Below are 17534 nucleotides of genomic sequence, written 5' to 3' on the forward strand. Positions count from 1 at the left end.
AGAGGTTAGAGGTTAGAGGTTAGAGGTTAGAGGTTAGAGGTTAGAGGTTAGAGGTTAGAGGTTAGAGGTTAGAGGTTCCTTCATTCAACTTCCCACTTCTAACTTCCCACTTCTAACCTCTAACTTCCCACTTCTACTTCCCACTTCTAACTTTCTTAAGGCAGCCATTTCTTTTCGAAGTTGGGTTTTCTTTTTTCAAGGAAAGCGTTGCGGCCTTCTTTGGCTTCGTCGGTCATATAGGCTAATCTTGTGGCTTCGCCGGCAAAGATCTGTTGCCCTACCATTCCATCATCGGTTAGATTCATAGCGAATTTTAGCATTTTGATAGAAGTGGGTGATTTTTCCATTATCTCTTGTGCCCATTCATAGGCAATATCTTCGAGTTCAGCGTGTGGGATTACAGCATTGACCATCCCCATCTCCATCGCTTCTTGAGCTGAATAATTGCGTCCGAGGAAGAAAATTTCACGGGCTTTTTTCTGTCCCACCATTTTGGCCAAATAAGCGGAACCATATCCGGCATCAAAACTGGTTACATCGGCATCAGTTTGTTTGAAGATGGCGTGTTCTTTGCTCGCTAATGTCAAATCGCATACTACGTGCAAACTGTGTCCACCACCCACAGCCCAACCAGGAACTACAGCAATAACTACCTTTGGCATAAAGCGAATTAAGCGTTGAACTTCGAGAATATTCAAACGGTGCTGACCGTCGTCGCCCACATAGCCTTGGTGACCACGAGCGTTTTGGTCGCCACCCGAACAGAAAGAATAAATTCCGTCTTTGGTCGATGGTCCTTCGCCCGAAAGCAACACCACGCCTATCGAAGTGTCTTCCTGAGCATCATAGAATGCTTGGTACAATTCTGAGGTGGTTTTTGGTCGAAATGCATTGCGAACATTGGGTCTGTTGAAGGCTATTCGAGCCACGCCATTACATTTTTTATAGGTAATATCTTCGTATTCTTTGACGGTTATCCAGTCCATTGTATTCGTTTTAAATTATGAATGTAAAAATAGCGCATTTTTTAGATTTATCTAATACTTCTGAAATTAAATAAATCGAGATGATTCCGGGTACCCTCTTTACCTTTTTTTTAGCCACAAATTTGCTTCGCATGTCCACTATCACTCAAGTCACGAATTAGCACAAATTCATAAACAATTAATAGTACTGGTGCGTTAATTTTCTTTTTTTGTTTGTAATGTATTGATTTATATAAGGATATAGACGTTCTTTGATTTTTTGATTTGATTTGAAAGTTTATGATTTTACATTTAAAAGTGTAAAATTATGAATTCAGGTAAATATATTTTCTCCCAATTATTAGATTTTGTCAATAGATATGAGTTTGAAAAAATAGTTAAAAAATACAATGGTAATTATCGGGTGCGAGAACTTAATTGTTGGAATCAATTTATTCAGTTATTTTTTGGACAACTTACTAACCTCAACTCTTTACGCGACATTTGTTTGTGTCTTAAAGCTCATAATAACAAGTTGTATCATTTAGGGAATAAACTACCTCGGGGCAGAGCCCCGGAGGTATTAACAAAATAACAACCACAGATTCACAGATATTAAAAAATATTTTTTAATCCGTGACTCGAGCAATAGCGAACAGGCGAAGTAATCTGAAGCAAAAAAGAAACCAAGCAGCCCTTCGAGGAATTAAACCTAAAGAGATTAACCTGAGGAAGTTCTCAAAAATTCTTACGAAATAAATTTTTAACTATATTTGCTGCCGTTACGTACAAAACATTTGTTAAATCAGAGACTTGCATTTTCTGATTATCAAAATAATATAAATTAAACACACCCTTTAGACTTGTTTAAAAAGTGTCTTTTATTTCAATTATTTTCTAACTATGACTCTTAAAAAGACCTTTCTTAATAGCCTATTATTTTTTATTATTTGCACATTCTCTTATGCGCAACAATTGGATAGCAGCAGTTTAGAAAGTTCAATTCGCCTCAATAGTTTAGATTCCACTACGGTGAGTTCGGAGGAAAACCAAATAGTTCTCCTAGACAGCCTAGCCACAACAATTGATTCTATTGTTCCAGTTCAAAAGAAAGATTCCATTGTTTACCCGCCTCCCACACGCGATTGGAGAAGATTAGGATATACCAGCACGATGTATGCTGGCACTACCATTATTGCTTTTGGTGTGCTTTGGGCCATGCCCGCAAGTGTGACCAATTGGGACAAAGAGGAAATGAGAGAGCAAGGCATTTTATGGAAATGGAATAAAAATATTAATGCAGGCCCAGTTTGGGACAAAGACAATTGGGTGCTCAACTGGATTACACATCCGTATAGTGGCGGTATTTATTATATGACGGCCCGAAGTAGCGGATTTACGGTTGTAGAATCTTTTGGATATTCGGCTATTATGTCCACCTTCTTTTGGGAATACGGCATCGAATCCTTTGCCGAAATACCTTCTATTCAAGATCTTATTATCACGCCTGTGGTGGGCTCGGTGGTGGGAGAAGGATTCTTTTATGCTAAGAAATCAATCCTAAAACACGACAAAAAAGTGCTACAATCTCGGTTTTTAGGTATGACCACCTTATTTTTGATGGATCCCTTCAACACGATTTTGGATGGTTTTGGGTATAAAGAGAAGGTCAAAACCCAAATGAATATCGCTCCTGTAGGCGCGAATCAATTCACTAAAGCTCCTATTTGGGGTGTGCAGTTTTCGGCTCGTTTTTAAGGTTTTAAAAGTTTAAAGGTTTAAGAGTTTAAAGGTTTAAGTTGATTGAAAACTGTTGCATTTAATACCTTTAGCTCAACATCAAATTATCCGCTTCGGTTAGAACAAATGTGTCTTTGCCTTTGATTCTAAAAAAATAATGGATAAATCTATCCACTATTAAAGATTAATGTATATATTTGTCCTCTAAAAAGTAATCAATGTTTTCAAAAGCTTGTGAATACGGAATCAAGGCCTCCATCTATATTGCAGAACAATCTTTGGTTGGCAGAAAAGTGAGTTTAAAAGAAATCTCAGAAACTATAGAATCCCCTACTGCTTATACCTCCAAAATACTGCAACAACTTTGTCGTAATTTTATCATCAACTCGGACAAAGGTCCTACTGGTGGCTTCTCTATAGATGTGGTTATGATGGAAAAGATAAAACTCAGCACTATAGTTTTTGCTCTTGATGGCGATTCGATTTACAATGGCTGCGGTTTAGGATTGAAAAAATGCAATGAAAAAATGCCTTGTCCTGTACACGACCAATTTAAACTCGTTCGCGATGAACTCAAGAAAATGCTGGAATCTACTACTATCAAATCCTTGGCTTTGGACTTAGAGAAAAAAATAACATTTTTAAAACGGTAAAAAAAATTATAATAATAGTGGACAAATTAGTCCAATACTAAACGTCCTAGGGCTAGCACTCCAGAAACATTGGTTAAATAACAGCCACTGATTCACAGCTTTTAAAAAATCTATTTTAATCTGTGCCTCTGTGGCAAAAAAAATCGAAACAGAGCTTCGATGCATTAAACATAAAGCAATCAAACACAAAGAAATTAAAATGATACTATCCACACTTACACTCGAAAATACATTATTTAAAAACCCTTATAAATTATAAAAAAATGAAAATTCAAGAAGATCAAATTATTGGAGAATTAGTAGCCCAAGACTACCGTACTGCCTCCGTGTTCAAAAAATATGATATTGACTTTTGCTGTCAAGGCGACCGAACTATTAGCGATGCTTGTGCCTCTGAACAAATTGACAACCAATCAATTATTGCCGATTTGAATGACCTCTTACTAGCGCCATCGGGAAATACTACCGATTATGCCTCTTGGCCATTGGACTTATTGGCCGATTATATAGAGAAAAAGCACCATCGCTATGTGGTAGAAAAAACGTTGGAAATACAACCTTACTTAACTAAAGTTTGTAGCGTTCACGGAGGATATCACCCTGAGTTGTTTGAAATTAAAGACCATTTTAATGCAACTGCTGCGGCATTGGCCCAACACATGAAAAAAGAAGAATTGATTTTGTTTCCGTACGTGCGCAAAATGGTTCAAGCACAACACGAAAATTCTAAATGGGAGTCAGCGCCTTTTGGTTCGGTAAAAAACCCTATTGAAATGATGAAGGAGGAACACACCACCGAAGGAGACCGACTTCGTAAAATTGAAACCTTGAGCAACCATTACACCACGCCAGCAGAGGCTTGCAACACGTATATGGTCGCCATTGCCTTGCTCAAAGAGTTTGAACAAGATTTGCATTTGCACATTCATTTAGAGAATAATATTTTATTCCCAAAAGCCATTGCGTTGGAAAAAGAATTGTCTCAAAATAATTAATACGAAAAATCATGAGTCAAGAAAAAAAACTATGGATTGGATTATTATTGGTCGCTGTATTTTCCTTTAGTGTTTTAGGCTATTATGGCTACGAAATTTACCAGCAATCGCCACCTGTTCCCGAAAAAATAATTTCTGATAACCAAGAAGTCATTTTTACCGAACAGGAAATCAAAGACGGTCAAAATGTATGGCAAAGTATGGGAGGTCAAGAAGTGGGAACCATCTGGGGTCACGGTGCTTATGTAGCGCCAGATTGGACTGCCGACTGGCTCCATCGCGAAGCGGTTTTTATATTGAACCTGTATGCGCAAAAAGATTTTAATAAAGATTTTGATGCTTTAGATGCCGAAAAGCAAGCCGCTCTAAAAATACGTTTGCAAGCCGATTTGAGAACCAATCGATATGATGAAAACACTAAAACCCTTACTATATCCCCCAATCGAGTTTTAGCTATTCAGTATTTGAGTCAGTATTATGAAGGGTTGTTTATGAATGCACCCCAATTTGACCAATTGCGTAATGATTATGCCATTCCGAAAAATGCCATAAAAGACGCCAACCGAATGCACAAAATGAATGCTTTTTTCTTTTGGGCAACTTGGGCGACCGTTACCGAACGCCCTAATTCTACTATTTCCTACACACACAACTGGCCTGCGGATGAATTAGTTGGCAACAAAGCCACCACCGATTTAATGGCTTGGTCAGGCGTGAGTATTATTACTTTGATTTTGTGTATTGGATTATTGGTTTTTTACCATGCCAAATCTGGAGAAGGGGAAACTTTACCCTTGCCTACCTCCGACCCGCTGCTAAAACAAGGCATGACTCCCTCGATGTATTTGGTAAAAAAATACTTCTGGGTCGTGAGTTTGCTTATGATTGTGCAAATGCTGTTGGGTATCGTTACGGCACATTATGGTGTCGAAGGCAACGGTTTGTATGGCATCCCGATTGATGAAATCCTACCTTATGCTGTGACTCGAACTTGGCACACCCAATTGGCCATTTTATGGATTGCCACCGCTTGGTTGGCCACAGGATTGTATATTGCTCCTGCTGTTTCAGGCAAAGACCCTAAATTTCAATGTTTTGGCATCAACTTTTTGTTTATTGCTTTGCTCATCATCGTTGTGGGTTCTATGGTTGGTCAATGGTTTGGTGTGATGCAAAAATTGGACTTAGTTCAGAATTTCTGGTTTGGACATCAAGGGTATGAGTATGTAGATTTAGGTCGTTTTTGGCAAATCTTTTTGCTCGTGGGTTTGTTCTTATGGTTGGCTTTAATGGTTCGTCCTTTGCTTCCTATTTTAAAAAGAAAAACCGAAGAAAAAAACCTCATCATTCTCTTTTTAATATCGTGTGCTGCCATTGCGTTTTTCTATTCTGCGGGTTTAATGTGGGGAAGACAAACCAATCTTGCCATTGCGGAATATTGGAGATGGTGGGTGGTTCACTTGTGGGTTGAAGGTTTCTTCGAAGTATTTGCCACCGTGGTTATCGCGTTCCTTTTTGTTCGTTTGGGTTTATTGAAAACCAAAACAGCCACCTTGAATGTATTGTTTAGCACCATCGTCTTTTTGTCCGGAGGAATTTTAGGAACCTTTCACCATTTGTATTTTTCGGGAACACCAAGTGCTGTGATGGCTTTGGGTGCTACCTTTAGTGCTCTAGAAGTAGTGCCGCTTACCCTTATCGGATATGAAGCCTATCATAACTATACCCTTTCTAAAGCGACGGAATGGGTTGTGGATTATAAATGGCCCATTTATTTTATGCTAGCGGTATCTTTTTGGAATTTCCTAGGAGCTGGTATCTTTGGGTTTATCATTAATCCTCCCATCGCCTTGTATTATGTTCAAGGTTTGAATACTACTCCTCTTCACGGTCATACTGCCTTATTTGGTGTGTATGGAATGTTAGGCATTGGTTTGATGTTGTTTGTACTCCGAAGTTTGTACCGCAAGACCGTTTGGAATAATAAATTGCTTAAAATCACTTTTTGGTCCCTCAATCTTGGTTTGCTTTTGATGGCTCTGATGAGTTTACTTCCTATTGGAATTTGGCAAGCGATTGCGAGTATCGAACACGGAATGTGGTATGCTCGTTCTGCCGAATTGATGCAAGACCCTACAATGATTACCTTGAAATGGATGCGAACCTTTGGGGATGTGCTGTTTGCGATAGGCATTGTTTCCTTCGCTTGGTTTGTTTTTCAACTGACTTTGAGAAAGGTTAGAAGTTAGAAGTTGGAAGTTGGAAGTTTAAGTGCAATGTATTAGATGAGTCTAATGCATTGCACTTTTTTATTTAAAAACTATCTGGTTACTTTTTGAAATTGTAACCTTTAAAATACACCTAATAACTTTGTTAACAACTAACTTGTTGACGCATACAATTGTAAGCGGGTCAATTGAAGAAGTTAATATTACTTTGGAAATAATTATTTATGACATTAAAAGAAAACTAAAATAGATTTTTTGTAAATTTCAAAAATAAATATTTATTGAAATTAATTTTTTATGGCTAGAGAAAATTGGACTATAGAAGAAACGATTATAGCTTTTAATGTATATTGTAAAATACCTTTTAAAAATAGCAGTAAAACAAATCCAACAATTATAAAATATGCTAATATCATTGGCAGAAGCCCTTCGGCTCTAAATATGAAAATTGGAAACTTTGGAAGACTTGACCCTGAATTAAAAAAACAAGGAATTATAGGACTAGGAAATGGAAGTAAACTTGATGAAATTGTTTGGAATAAATTTAATGGAAATTGGGAAAAATTAGCTTACGAGAGTGAATTATTAATTGCTGAATTCCAAAACAAAAAAGTTGAGGAAATAATCGATATTGATGTTTTTGAATTTCCAATTGGTACCGAAAGAGAAACAATAATTAAACAAAGAGTAAATCAAAATTTTTTCCGTTCAACTATACTTTCTTCTTACAATATAAAGTGTTGTATTACCGGACTATCTATTTCTGATTTTTTGGTCGCAAGCCATATAAAACCTTGGAAGGTTGACGAATTAAATCGTTTAAACCCTCACAATGGTTTGTGCTTAAATTCGATTCACGACAAAGCATTCGATAAAGGTTTTATAACGATTACACCTGATTATAAAATAAAAGTTTCAAAATATTTTGATGATTACAAAAAAGATAAAGCTGTTCCTAATTCTTTTTAAAATATGAAAATCAATCTATTATTTTGCCAGATAGATTTCTTCCATCGAAGGAATTTTTAGAATGGCATTATATGAATCTTTTCAAAAAATGAAATATCTTGTTGATAAAACAGTTTGGAAAAAAAAAGACTTAAGATTTAGTGTCAGATCGTTAGAGAAATCTGCTACGCTTGTAAATGCTAGTGGTGCAACTAATTTTACCTATTTGATAAAAAATAAAGTTCTTACTGAAATTGAAATTTTACAGATCCATAATGAAAAGAAATTTTCTAATAAAATTAATTTGATTAATCAAAGTGGTGCTTTTCTTGAATTTGAAAAAGTTGAAAATCAAATTTTATCATCTAACTTGCAAACAATTGATTATAATTTTGGCAAAATACTATCCGAAGTTATTTTACATTTTTACACTAATGATATAAGTTCCGAAAATACAGTTGCAAAATTTATTGAAAAAGTTACTCATAATAATACTAATAGGTTATGATTTGACCATAAATTCAAGTATTTATCAAATGATAATGAAAAAATTTTTAACTGATTATGCTTTAGGAATGAGAGCTGCAGAAGTTTGGAAAAGAGATTATCAAGCAACAGGAGGGTATCTTATTGTTAAAGATGATGGAGAATTAATCTGCTATCATTTTTATTTCGCTAAAAATTTTGAAGATTATCTATTCAACAATACCAAGCTTGAGACTGCATCAGAAAGAAATGGATTTGGAAAAATTTACAGTGAAAATGGTCAGCAAAAAATTAAATTAAACTTGCAAATAAGGTTTATAAAATGAGCAATAATTAATTAGCATCACACAACCTATTTAATGGTATCTTTGAAAAAATATTTCCCAATTTATAATGCTAAAATACTCCTTCTCCCCGATTTCCCATCCTAACGCCACAGTACTTATTCTGGGGACCATGCCTGGAGCACAATCCTTGGCATTACAACAATATTACGGTCACCCGAGAAATGCTTTTTGGAAGATTATTTTTAGTGTTTTGGAGACTCCTTTTGCAACAGATTACGAGCAACGCAAAAGCATTTTATTAGAAAACCGTATTGCTTTGTGGGATGTCTTGGAAGCCTGTGTGAGAGAAGGTAGTCTGGACAGCGCTATCGAACAGGAAGTGCCAAACGATTTTGATTCGTTCTTGAAAGCGCATCTCAACATCAAGCATATTTATTTTAATGGGCAAAAAGCCGCTAATTTTTTTAAACAACATATTGCTGTTTCTGATAGCTATCATCAGGCAACCTTGCCTTCGACAAGTCCTGCGAATGCTGGTATGTCTTTTGAAAAAAAACTATTGGAATGGGAAATAATTAGGCTGTAATGGGGTTTATATCTATAGATTTACAAGTTTTTTTGTATATATAAAACAACACCTTCTAATCCCTTAGATTGCTTCATTCATCGCAATGACAGTAATACTATAGAGAGAGACACTCCATTTTTCGATAAATAAAAATACCTAGCTAAAAGTGTAAGATTGAAAAAAACTCTTTACATTTGATATTGCTGTACAAAAACATTTAACCAATGTGTTTGCAATTGTCAAATCTTCCCAACTGCAAGCTAAAACTGGAAATACCTTTCCCCAAAAGGTCATACAAAACCCGTTATCGTGTGAATGAAAAAGTACTTTCTAAATAAAAATAAATATAATATATGAAAACAACAAACGTAAAAGCCTTTGGCACCAATGCAGCTGATGCACCTTTGAATGAGATGAAGATTGATCGAAGGGATGTCACTGCAAAAGATATTGAAATTGAAATTTTGTATTGTGGCGTTTGCCATTCGGATTTACACACTGCTAGAAATGATTGGGGATTTACAATGTATCCTGCTGTTCCGGGTCACGAAATTGTGGGTCGAGTAACTAAAATAGGCAGCGAAGTAACCAAACTAAAAGTGGGTGATATCGCTGGTGTGGGTTGTTTGGTAGATTCTTGCCAAACTTGTGATAGTTGCAAAAAAGACTTGGAACAATATTGTTTGACTGGTTGGACTGGAACTTATGGTGGTGCCGATAAGCATTTGGGTGGCCCGACTTTAGGAGGTTATTCTGAAAAAATTGTTGTGGACGAACACTTTGTTTTGAAAGTACCAGCCAATTTAGACTTGGCAGCAGTAGCTCCCTTGCTTTGTGCTGGAATAACCACTTGGTCGCCACTCCGTCATTGGAATGTTACCAAAGGCAGCAAAGTAGCCGTGGTGGGTTTGGGCGGACTCGGTCATATGGCTATAAAACTAGCCAAAGGTTTAGGAGCTGAAGTGACGCTTTTCTCTAGAACACCCGATAAAGAAAAAGATGCATTTGAATTAGGAGCCGATGCTGTAGTTATTTCTACCGATGAAAATCAGATGCAATCGGTAAGCGGAAAATTCGATTTGATTATTGATACGGTTCCGTATGTACACGATGTAAATCCATATGTAGCGACTTTAAACATTAGTGGTACATTAGTTTTGGTTGGTTATTTGGGTGGTTTGGAACCTATTTTGAATACTGTTCCTATGATATTAGGCCGAAAATCGGTAGCAGGTTCTCTTATCGGAGGAATAGCCGAAACTCAGGAAATGCTTGATTTTTGTGGAGAACACAATATCGTTTCGGAAATTGAAATCATCAAAATGCAGGACATCAACGAAGCGTATGAAAGAATGATCAAAAGCGATGTACGATACCGTTTTGTGATCGATATGGCTTCTTTGAAATAAGAAATAGTCTATAAAAAATGAATCCCAAACACTGATTTGATAATTGGTGTTTGGGATTTTTGGTTTAAAAGAATCACACTGTTGGTCTTTTATACTTTTAGTTTATTTTTTAATAAACTTGGTTTGGAACTTTTCTTTCCCTGAATGCCATTCAATTATATATAATCCTTTTGCAAGGTTCTCCACATTAATTGTCTTTAAATTTTGATTTTGTTGCAAAACCATTTTTCCAGTACTATCTATAATCTTAATTTTGTCCACAGTTATCTGATCAGGATATTGAAAATTAAGAATAGAAGTTGTTGGATTTGGGAATACAATTATAGTATTATTAGCCATTTCAAGTTTTTCTGTGCCCAAAGCAATGGAACTAGAATAATTATAGGTTGTTCTATAATTATTTACATAACCACCGTTTTCAAAAATAAAAACATTTTCACTTAATACTTTGTTTATATAAGGAAAATCTTCATAAATATAATCTATACCCGTTTTATCTTTAAAAGGATGAATGAAGCCTGACATTTGAGCCGATGAATCGTAGTTATATACTGTTTTATATTGACTTCCGTAGTTTTCGATATAAGTTATTCTATTACCATTTGAATCATACGTATACGTATCCGTATAATTATTTTCCCAACTACTACCATTCCATTTTTCACTTACATAGCTTATAATTTTGTTATTCCCATTGTAAGTTAAATTGTCTTTATAAGAATTTACCCATTGTGAACCATTCCATTTTTCATCTATTGAACTTATAATTTTATTATTTAAGTTGTAAGTTAATTCACCTCGATAATCATTTACCCATTGAGAACCTTCCCATTTATAAGATAAATAATTATTTAATAAACCATTACTAGTATAATAAATATCCGTTTTACTAAAATTTACCCATTGTGAGACATCCCAATTTTCATCTAAAACTCCTATAATATTACCATTTGCATTATAGGTATAGGTAGTTTTATATGAATTATCATATTGTTTAGTTGTCGCATTCCAATTTTGATAAATATTTTGTGTAGCTTTATTATTGGCATTATAGCTATAGCTATCTTTAGCATTAATTTCCCAATTTGAACCATTCCAAAAGACATATGTGTTTGCAATTAGGTTATTATTGCTATCGTATTCATAATTGCTTCCAGATGATTGAATTTGCCAACTGCTACTCGTAGCATCATAGTATTCGGAAATACCTGAATACACTTTGTTTTGTCCTTGTGCCGTAATCGTAAAAACGATTAGTAATGCTAATGTAATTTTTTTCATAATTAAATAAATAAAATTTCACCTACTCTTGTTTAGGATTTTCGGTTTACTCCATGTATTTTAAAATCTATTTTTTTATTCTTTTAGGAACTTGCTTGCATACTCCCCTTCGACTTTTAGCAGGTATATACCAATTGACAATCTGCTCACATCTATGCAAGTTTCATCAGCAAGTTTGCCAGAAAGCATCGTTTTTCCTGATAAATCTACAACTCTAAATCCCTTACCATTTAGCTCTGAAGTTTCACTAAAATTTATAACGTTCTTAGTGGGATTAGGATAGAGTATTAATCTGTTACTTTGAAAGTTAAAATTTTGAGTTCCTAAAGATGTAAATTGGTATAACGATAAAATTTCATTATCTGTTAAAGATCTATTGTATATACGCAATTCGTCTATATTACCATTTAACCCATTATAACGAGGTGGAGAATAACCGTTAAAAAACATAGCTCCGAAAGTGGGAACAACATTAGTATAATTTGGCGTAGTTGATCCGACATTACCCGTAATATTCAAAACCCCATTAATATAAATTTTTAAAATATTACCTGCCTTAACTGTGGTTATGTGATACCAAGTATTATAATTTAGAGCACCATTTGTAGTTCCAACAGAACTATTCATAAAAATAAATTTAACTTCTAAAAATCCATTCCCTTCCCAAAAAAAAATACCATAACCACCATAGTTCAAACCATTATCATATATCCCACCTGGGTGTATGTATGGTCCTGAAAAGTAAACATTATAATCGATCGAAAAATCTTGGGCTTGAGTAAAATTTAAATTAGCTTTTGAAGTGTGTGTTGCATACTGATTAACAATAGTAGATGTAGCATTTGAATTACTAAAATTCATAGCCTTGTTAGCAACCGCAAAAACATTACTAGTTGAAGTTGTACCGCTATTTAATCCATTTATTCCTAAGCTCCCAGAGTCATCAAAATTGCCGTCTAAAGGCCAATGAGCTACTAAACCATTTAATGGCGCTTGAGAATGAATGTAAAAATTAAATAATAAGCATATTAAAACAATTAGAGTATTTTTCATAATTTAAATCAATAAAAATATCACCTACTCTCTTATAAATTTTCGGTTTCCTCTTTGATTTGTTCGGATTATTATTGGGAACGATAATGTTTACTATTTTGTTATCGTTACAGTTAAACGCGATTGAAAGTTAGAATTATAGCCATAGAGTCCTGCATACCAAGTTCCTGATGAAGGATTTGTTATAGTACATATTTTATCTCCCCTATTTGGAGTTTGGCTTAAATAATCAGTAGTCCAAGTGTATTTAGGAAGGTTGGTTGGTGGTGTTGGACCTGCTACTATAGGCGCAGAGCCTTTTCTCACAAATAAATCTGCTAAATTTTTATAACCTGCGGTAGGTTCAGTGGTTTTAACTACCATAGTTTTAACGCCAGAAGGAACTTCAAATGATTCAACTTTTAGCTTATATATATCTCCAGTTACATCGCGGTCTATTACTATAGTTGCTCCTATAGTAGTGCCTGAACCACCACCACCAGAATTTGTATCAACAACTCTTATCAAACTATAATTTTCACCAGCATTTGTATTTACTGTCAATAAATTATCCTTAATAGTTATTGTACCATAACCCGTTGCATCTAAACCTAGCCAAATGGAAAACCCATTATTTGCTCTTACTTTACCTCTCCAAGTTGTTTCACTCTCTCGCACCATATCAGCACAGAATTGATCCCCAAGTCCAGCGGTAAAATTTCCCATTGGGGTTCCTGCTTTTGTATAAACCCCTGAATTTGTTCCGTCCAGGGTTATTTCCCATCCCTGATTATTTTTAAATACTCCATCAAAATCCAGTGCATAATCTAATGCTTCGTCTACTTTTGTGCAGCCTAAGATTGTAATAAAAATAGACATTGTTACAGCAAATAAAATTGATTTTAAGATTTTCATAATTTTTCTTATTTTGTTATTTGTTTTACCAGCTCAATTTATAATTTAAGGCTTGCTCATTCTAATTTTACCTTAATTGAAAATTTCACGACGTTATCAATGATTTGGTATCTATATGAATAAAGTTCCAATGTTGTATTCAAATTACAGTTTTTAAAATATTAGATATTAAATTTTCATTTAAACTGTTCTAGATTCATTTTAAAAGACCTTCTCTCACCGCCCAACCCACCAATTGTTGTGTATTATTAAAACCCGTCTTCCGCAACATATTGCGGCGATGTGTTTGCACTGTGCTCTTTGTTATTTCTAATTTTAATCCAATTGCCTCGCTAGTAAAGCCTGCACTTATTAGTGTCAAGACTCTCAATTCAGATTTACTCAATACATCAATTTCTTTCCCCATTGAATTTATAATATTAAAAAAATTAACGTAACTATTCTAAACCAAACTTAAAAAGAATGTGTCTAAAAAAAAATACCTACTTTTAGGTATTTTTACAAATTGATTTTTAGGATATTATGAATAAAAGATGTGTGCTTTTACAATTCAAAAAAGAGTGAAATAAAAGTAATTAATCAAGAGGATAAATCAACTACACAATCCGTAGGTATTGGCAAATTTATAGAGCTCGGCAAAAGTTTTAATCTCTAATTTGGTTTTTATATTCCGTCGGTGGGTATTTATTGTTAATTGAGAAACACATAAAATATCCGAAATTTTCGCACTGTTATTTCCAACAACCAACAGGCATATAATTTCTCTTTCCTTTGGGGTGAGTCGGCAAAATTTTGAAAAATTCTTTTTCATCCAATCACTTTCATCCAAAACACTGTTTATTTTTTTTGCGATAGCGCCTAGGGTGTTCACTTCGTTTACAATCACTATCATTTTATTAGAAACTTCTTGACCGGGTTCGTATAATAGTTTAGCCGAGGCAAAATACCATTTGTAAAAAGGGGTATTCAAGGGCTTCACTCTATGTGCAAAATTATAAATGAAAGAGGAATCCTGTTTCTGATGCATCTCAATATAACGTTCTGTAAATTCTTTCATCTCTTTCATAACAAAAAATTTTTGAAAGTATTCAGGACCAAGTTGCGCTAGCTCTTCTGCACTATGCATTAATATATTGCAACCTCTCGTATTCATATATTCAGTTGAAAAATTATTCAAATTAGTTACCAATACATTTCCTGGTAAATAATTTCCAACCGTTTCTATAGAAAACTCATTTTTGTAAATTTTCCTTTCTAAAGAAAATAATTGCTGACTTGTAATATCATTAATTTCACGATTGGACAAATTAGATTTCATACAACATGGTTTAGTAAGTATTTAAATCAAATGTAGTTGTGTATTTAATTAATTCTGAAATATTCTTTATTTTAAGTTTTTTATTAATGTTTTTTCGATGCGTATTTACTGTATGATTCGAAATAAAAAGTTCATTTCCTATTTCAATACTTGTTTTGCCATCAGCTAATAAAACAATAATTTCAATCTCCCTTTTGGTTAGTAAACTGGCATTGTAATAACTCTTTTTGAGAAAATCTAAATTTTTTAAAACAGAATACAATTCCTCCTTGAAATTCCCCAATAATTCCAAATCATAAGTAAAAATCACGATATTATTACATGCTTCGTTTGCATTTATTTTGAGTTTTGCCGAGGAAACAAACCATTTTTCTTCGACCTCTGCAGCTTTATTAGTACTCCAAAAATAACTATAAACTGCTCCTTCCTCCTGTTTTATCAAAAATCCTGCTATTTGCCTCGCAAATTCCTGTTCCTCAACATCCGAAAGTGATTCGTTAAAATGCTGTTGAAGCATAGTACTATTTTCTTTCTTTCCATCTAATAAAATTACATCGAAAACCCTAACTTGATCTGGAAAAAACCAATTGGAAATTGAACTAAGTTCTTCTAAACCGTTTTTCATATGTTGCTATTTATTTTCCCTAAACAAAAAATCCGCATCATCCCATTTCATATCTTCGATGTAACGAATATTTAGTCCCCCGTTACCATAATAATCAAAATTAATTAAAATTACAAAATCGCTGAATAATATTATTAAAAATCGTTAAAACATTGAATTAAACCGATTAAATACGATAAATGGAAGAAAAAAAATAAATTAAACGAAAACCATCGTTATAATAAAATCTCATAGTTTTGTTTAACCATCCTACTTATTGCAGACGATTAACAAAGGTTGTGGATTTAAATAAAATTAATTGAAAGTGTGAGGAATAGAAAAGTGTAAAGGAATTTTAGAAAAAGAATCTAAATATAGAAAAAATGCAGGTTAACTACTTTGCTAGCTGCATTTAAAAGTATAAAAAAAAGTAAACTATAAAAATAGCTATACCTATATGAAAATTTGTTATTTAACAAGTATAATTTATTGTAAACCAAATGTTTAAATCTATATTTTTAAATTAAAGTGTCTATTATTTTGGCCAATTCGAAATCTTTTGCTGATATTCCATCGACATCGTGGGTAGTGAGGTCAATAGTAACTTTGTTATAAGCGTTTTTCCAATTGGGATGATGCCCAGACTTTTCAGCAACCAAGGCCACAGCCGTCATAAACGAAAAAGCTTCAACAAAATCCTTGAAAAGAAGTTCCCGATGAAGAAATTTTCCTTTTACCAACCAAGACCCATCTATTTGCGGCATTCTGTCCTGAATTTCTTGTTCGTTTAGCTTTTTCATTTAGTTGTTTTTGTTTGACAACATCCAAGGAAATAGAATTTACTCTTTTACCAGATAAATTCCGTCTTCTTTGATCTCGATTAATTTTTCTTTGTATAAAGCGCCAATGGCTTTCTTGAAGGTTTTCTTGCTCATTTTCAAGACCGTTTTGATGTCTTCGGGATGGGAATTATCCGTTAAACGCAAGAAACCGCGACTGGCACGCAATTCATCCAAAATCTTGTCTGCATTGGGTTCTATACTTTGATAGCCCTGGATTTGAAGTGCTACATCTATTTTATTGTCGGGACGAATGGTTTTGATATAGCCTCGCATTCTGTCACCTGTTCGAATGGCATCATCATAGACTTCATCTTTGTACATCAAGCCTTTGTGTTGCTCGTTGATGATGACGTTGATTCCCAATTCGGTGATGTGAGAAACGATTAAATCGACTTCTTCTCCTTTTTCTACTGTTAAATTATCATTCTTCAAAAACTGATTGGTTTTGCTGGACGCTACCAAACGTTTCGTCTTTTCATCCATATACAGGTACACCAAATAGCGTTTTCCTTTTTCCATAGGGCGTGCTTGCTCTTTAAAAGGTACAAGAATGTCTTTTTCCATTCCCCAATCCATAAAAGCTCCCACTTGGTTGACATAATTCACACGTAAAAGTGCAAATTCATTCAACAAAATATAAGGTTCGAGTGTAGTGGCAACAGGTCGCTCTTCGTGGTCTAAATAGACAAAAACGATGATCTCCTCACCTATTTCCCATTCGTTGGGCACGTATTTATTGGGTAATAATATGTCGTGAATTCCTTCGGGATCTTTTTCGGGATTTCCCAAAAACAATCCTACTTTGGTGTCGCGTAATATGGTGAGCGTGTTGTATTTTCCTATTTCAATCATTTTCTTGTCATTTGTAAAGTGCAAAGGTACGAAGATTGAAAGGATTTATCTTGAAGCCACAGTATTCGCTTTTAAGACTTTTAGCCACGAATTACACCAATTATCAAAAATTCTATTAATTCTTAAAATTGAATGATACGAATTTGTACAATTCATACGGACTAGTAATCATTTAAAAATTGAGATCCTAGCGATAGCTCAATGGCGAAGCCAATTAGTGTATTATTATTTAAAGCAGATTGCTTGATTAATTGGTGATGATTTTTTTATAAAAAGAAGTTCCATTCCAGTCTATATGCAAAAATGTATAACTAGGCAACCGCTAATTAATTAATATGCTTGTCCGTTTAGCTACCTATAATTCATTCCATCGATGATTAACTCCAGCAACGATTAGTCTTTCCATAGTTT

Annotated in this window: 19 protein-coding genes; 10 read left to right on the top strand and 9 right to left on the bottom strand. The window is 34.2% G+C overall.

Features of this window, described 5'->3' with window-relative positions; translation table 11 throughout:
* Window positions 1-155: 155 nt before the first annotated feature.
* The gene (locus tag FNW17_RS15590) at window positions 156-986 is read right to left on the bottom strand and encodes a 1,4-dihydroxy-2-naphthoyl-CoA synthase (protein ID WP_144072143.1); all 831 of its coding nucleotides are present in this window, start codon (window positions 984-986) and stop codon (window positions 156-158) included.
* Window positions 987-1293: 307 nt separating this feature from the next.
* Here FNW17_RS15590 and FNW17_RS15595 point away from each other — a divergent pair, with 307 nt between their 5' ends.
* From FNW17_RS15595 to FNW17_RS15640, 10 genes are all read left to right on the top strand, one after another.
* On the top strand, window positions 1294-1560 hold the full coding sequence (locus FNW17_RS15595) for a DUF4372 domain-containing protein (protein WP_235893290.1): 267 nt from the start codon (window positions 1294-1296) through the stop codon (window positions 1558-1560).
* Between the two features lie 308 nt (window positions 1561-1868).
* Entirely contained in the window at window positions 1869-2723 is an 855-nt protein-coding gene (locus FNW17_RS15600; RefSeq protein WP_143390154.1) for a DUF3943 domain-containing protein, read from the top strand.
* A 200-nt stretch (window positions 2724-2923) separates the two neighbouring features.
* Window positions 2924-3358, top strand: coding sequence for an RrF2 family transcriptional regulator (locus tag FNW17_RS15605; protein ID WP_143390155.1), 435 nt, complete (start codon window positions 2924-2926; stop codon window positions 3356-3358).
* 263 nt (window positions 3359-3621) lie between these two features.
* On the top strand, window positions 3622-4353 hold the full coding sequence (ric, locus tag FNW17_RS15610; protein WP_143390156.1) for an iron-sulfur cluster repair di-iron protein: 732 nt from the start codon (window positions 3622-3624) through the stop codon (window positions 4351-4353).
* Window positions 4354-4364: 11 nt separating this feature from the next.
* Window positions 4365-6602 carry a nitric-oxide reductase large subunit gene (locus FNW17_RS15615; RefSeq protein ID WP_185964790.1) on the top strand — a complete coding sequence of 746 codons (2238 nt, stop codon included), beginning with the start codon at window positions 4365-4367 and terminating at the stop codon, window positions 6600-6602.
* Window positions 6603-6878: 276 nt separating this feature from the next.
* Window positions 6879-7550, top strand: a complete 672-nt coding sequence (locus FNW17_RS15620; protein ID WP_218043876.1) for an HNH endonuclease — start codon at window positions 6879-6881, stop codon at window positions 7548-7550.
* An 88-nt stretch (window positions 7551-7638) separates the two neighbouring features.
* Window positions 7639-8037 (top strand): HpaII family restriction endonuclease, encoded by a 399-nt coding sequence (locus FNW17_RS16695; RefSeq protein WP_185965314.1) that lies wholly within the window; start codon window positions 7639-7641, stop codon window positions 8035-8037.
* Window position 8038: 1 nt separating this feature from the next.
* A complete protein-coding gene (locus tag FNW17_RS16700; protein WP_262710866.1) occupies window positions 8039-8341 on the top strand; it encodes an HpaII family restriction endonuclease in 303 nt (100 codons plus the stop codon).
* A 67-nt stretch (window positions 8342-8408) separates the two neighbouring features.
* Window positions 8409-8888, top strand: coding sequence for a DNA-deoxyinosine glycosylase (locus FNW17_RS15635; RefSeq protein ID WP_143390161.1), 480 nt, complete (start codon window positions 8409-8411; stop codon window positions 8886-8888).
* 335 nt (window positions 8889-9223) lie between these two features.
* Window positions 9224-10279, top strand: a complete 1056-nt coding sequence (locus FNW17_RS15640) for an NAD(P)-dependent alcohol dehydrogenase (RefSeq protein ID WP_143390162.1) — start codon at window positions 9224-9226, stop codon at window positions 10277-10279.
* Window positions 10280-10381: 102 nt separating this feature from the next.
* Here FNW17_RS15640 and FNW17_RS15645 read toward each other — a convergent pair whose 3' ends face one another.
* From FNW17_RS15645 to FNW17_RS15680, 8 genes are all read right to left on the bottom strand, one after another.
* Window positions 10382-11560, bottom strand: a complete 1179-nt coding sequence (locus FNW17_RS15645) for a T9SS type A sorting domain-containing protein (RefSeq protein ID WP_143390163.1) — start codon at window positions 11558-11560, stop codon at window positions 10382-10384.
* Between the two features lie 75 nt (window positions 11561-11635).
* Window positions 11636-12613: a LamG domain-containing protein gene (locus tag FNW17_RS15650; protein ID WP_144072145.1), complete on the bottom strand. Its 978-nt coding sequence runs from the start codon at window positions 12611-12613 to the stop codon at window positions 11636-11638.
* A gap of 93 nt (window positions 12614-12706) precedes the next feature.
* Window positions 12707-13507, bottom strand: a complete 801-nt coding sequence (locus FNW17_RS15655) for a hypothetical protein (RefSeq protein WP_144072146.1) — start codon at window positions 13505-13507, stop codon at window positions 12707-12709.
* A gap of 196 nt (window positions 13508-13703) precedes the next feature.
* Window positions 13704-13913, bottom strand: a complete 210-nt coding sequence (locus FNW17_RS16810; RefSeq protein WP_143390165.1) for a response regulator transcription factor — start codon at window positions 13911-13913, stop codon at window positions 13704-13706.
* 186 nt (window positions 13914-14099) lie between these two features.
* Complete coding sequence (locus FNW17_RS15665) at window positions 14100-14825, bottom strand: helix-turn-helix domain-containing protein (protein WP_143390166.1); 726 nt, start codon at window positions 14823-14825, stop codon at window positions 14100-14102.
* A 10-nt stretch (window positions 14826-14835) separates the two neighbouring features.
* Window positions 14836-15450, bottom strand: a complete 615-nt coding sequence (locus tag FNW17_RS15670) for a helix-turn-helix domain-containing protein (RefSeq protein ID WP_143390167.1) — start codon at window positions 15448-15450, stop codon at window positions 14836-14838.
* A gap of 497 nt (window positions 15451-15947) precedes the next feature.
* Window positions 15948-16229 carry a 4a-hydroxytetrahydrobiopterin dehydratase gene (locus FNW17_RS15675; RefSeq protein WP_144072147.1) on the bottom strand — a complete coding sequence of 94 codons (282 nt, stop codon included), beginning with the start codon at window positions 16227-16229 and terminating at the stop codon, window positions 15948-15950.
* A 39-nt stretch (window positions 16230-16268) separates the two neighbouring features.
* A complete protein-coding gene (locus tag FNW17_RS15680; RefSeq protein WP_143390245.1) occupies window positions 16269-17123 on the bottom strand; it encodes a CvfB family protein in 855 nt (284 codons plus the stop codon).
* Window positions 17124-17534 lie beyond the last annotated feature (411 nt).

It is taken from the genome of Flavobacterium franklandianum (genome assembly GCF_007097365.1).
In the GTDB taxonomy this organism is placed as follows: Bacteria; Bacteroidota; Bacteroidia; order Flavobacteriales; family Flavobacteriaceae; genus Flavobacterium; species Flavobacterium franklandianum.

Bases quoted from the DNA above. Each gene is read 5' to 3' on its own strand.
- FNW17_RS15590 (WP_144072143.1), bottom strand. From the start codon at position 986: ATGGACTGGATAACCGTCAAAGAATACGAAGATATTACCTATAAAAAA.
- FNW17_RS15595 (WP_235893290.1), top strand. From the start codon at position 1,294: ATGAATTCAGGTAAATATATTTTCTCCCAATTATTAGATTTTGTCAAT.
- FNW17_RS15600 (WP_143390154.1), top strand. From the start codon at position 1,869: ATGACTCTTAAAAAGACCTTTCTTAATAGCCTATTATTTTTTATTATT.
- FNW17_RS15605 (WP_143390155.1), top strand. From the start codon at position 2,924: ATGTTTTCAAAAGCTTGTGAATACGGAATCAAGGCCTCCATCTATATT.
- ric (WP_143390156.1), top strand. From the start codon at position 3,622: ATGAAAATTCAAGAAGATCAAATTATTGGAGAATTAGTAGCCCAAGAC.
- FNW17_RS15615 (WP_185964790.1), top strand. From the start codon at position 4,365: ATGAGTCAAGAAAAAAAACTATGGATTGGATTATTATTGGTCGCTGTA.
- FNW17_RS15620 (WP_218043876.1), top strand. From the start codon at position 6,879: ATGGCTAGAGAAAATTGGACTATAGAAGAAACGATTATAGCTTTTAAT.
- FNW17_RS16695 (WP_185965314.1), top strand. From the start codon at position 7,639: ATGAAATATCTTGTTGATAAAACAGTTTGGAAAAAAAAAGACTTAAGA.
- FNW17_RS15635 (WP_143390161.1), top strand. From the start codon at position 8,409: ATGCTAAAATACTCCTTCTCCCCGATTTCCCATCCTAACGCCACAGTA.
- FNW17_RS15640 (WP_143390162.1), top strand. From the start codon at position 9,224: ATGAAAACAACAAACGTAAAAGCCTTTGGCACCAATGCAGCTGATGCA.
- FNW17_RS15645 (WP_143390163.1), bottom strand. From the start codon at position 11,560: ATGAAAAAAATTACATTAGCATTACTAATCGTTTTTACGATTACGGCA.
- FNW17_RS15650 (WP_144072145.1), bottom strand. From the start codon at position 12,613: ATGAAAAATACTCTAATTGTTTTAATATGCTTATTATTTAATTTTTAC.
- FNW17_RS15655 (WP_144072146.1), bottom strand. From the start codon at position 13,507: ATGAAAATCTTAAAATCAATTTTATTTGCTGTAACAATGTCTATTTTT.
- FNW17_RS16810 (WP_143390165.1), bottom strand. From the start codon at position 13,913: ATGGGGAAAGAAATTGATGTATTGAGTAAATCTGAATTGAGAGTCTTG.
- FNW17_RS15665 (WP_143390166.1), bottom strand. From the start codon at position 14,825: ATGAAATCTAATTTGTCCAATCGTGAAATTAATGATATTACAAGTCAG.
- FNW17_RS15670 (WP_143390167.1), bottom strand. From the start codon at position 15,450: ATGAAAAACGGTTTAGAAGAACTTAGTTCAATTTCCAATTGGTTTTTT.
- FNW17_RS15675 (WP_144072147.1), bottom strand. From the start codon at position 16,229: ATGAAAAAGCTAAACGAACAAGAAATTCAGGACAGAATGCCGCAAATA.
- FNW17_RS15680 (WP_143390245.1), bottom strand. From the start codon at position 17,123: ATGATTGAAATAGGAAAATACAACACGCTCACCATATTACGCGACACC.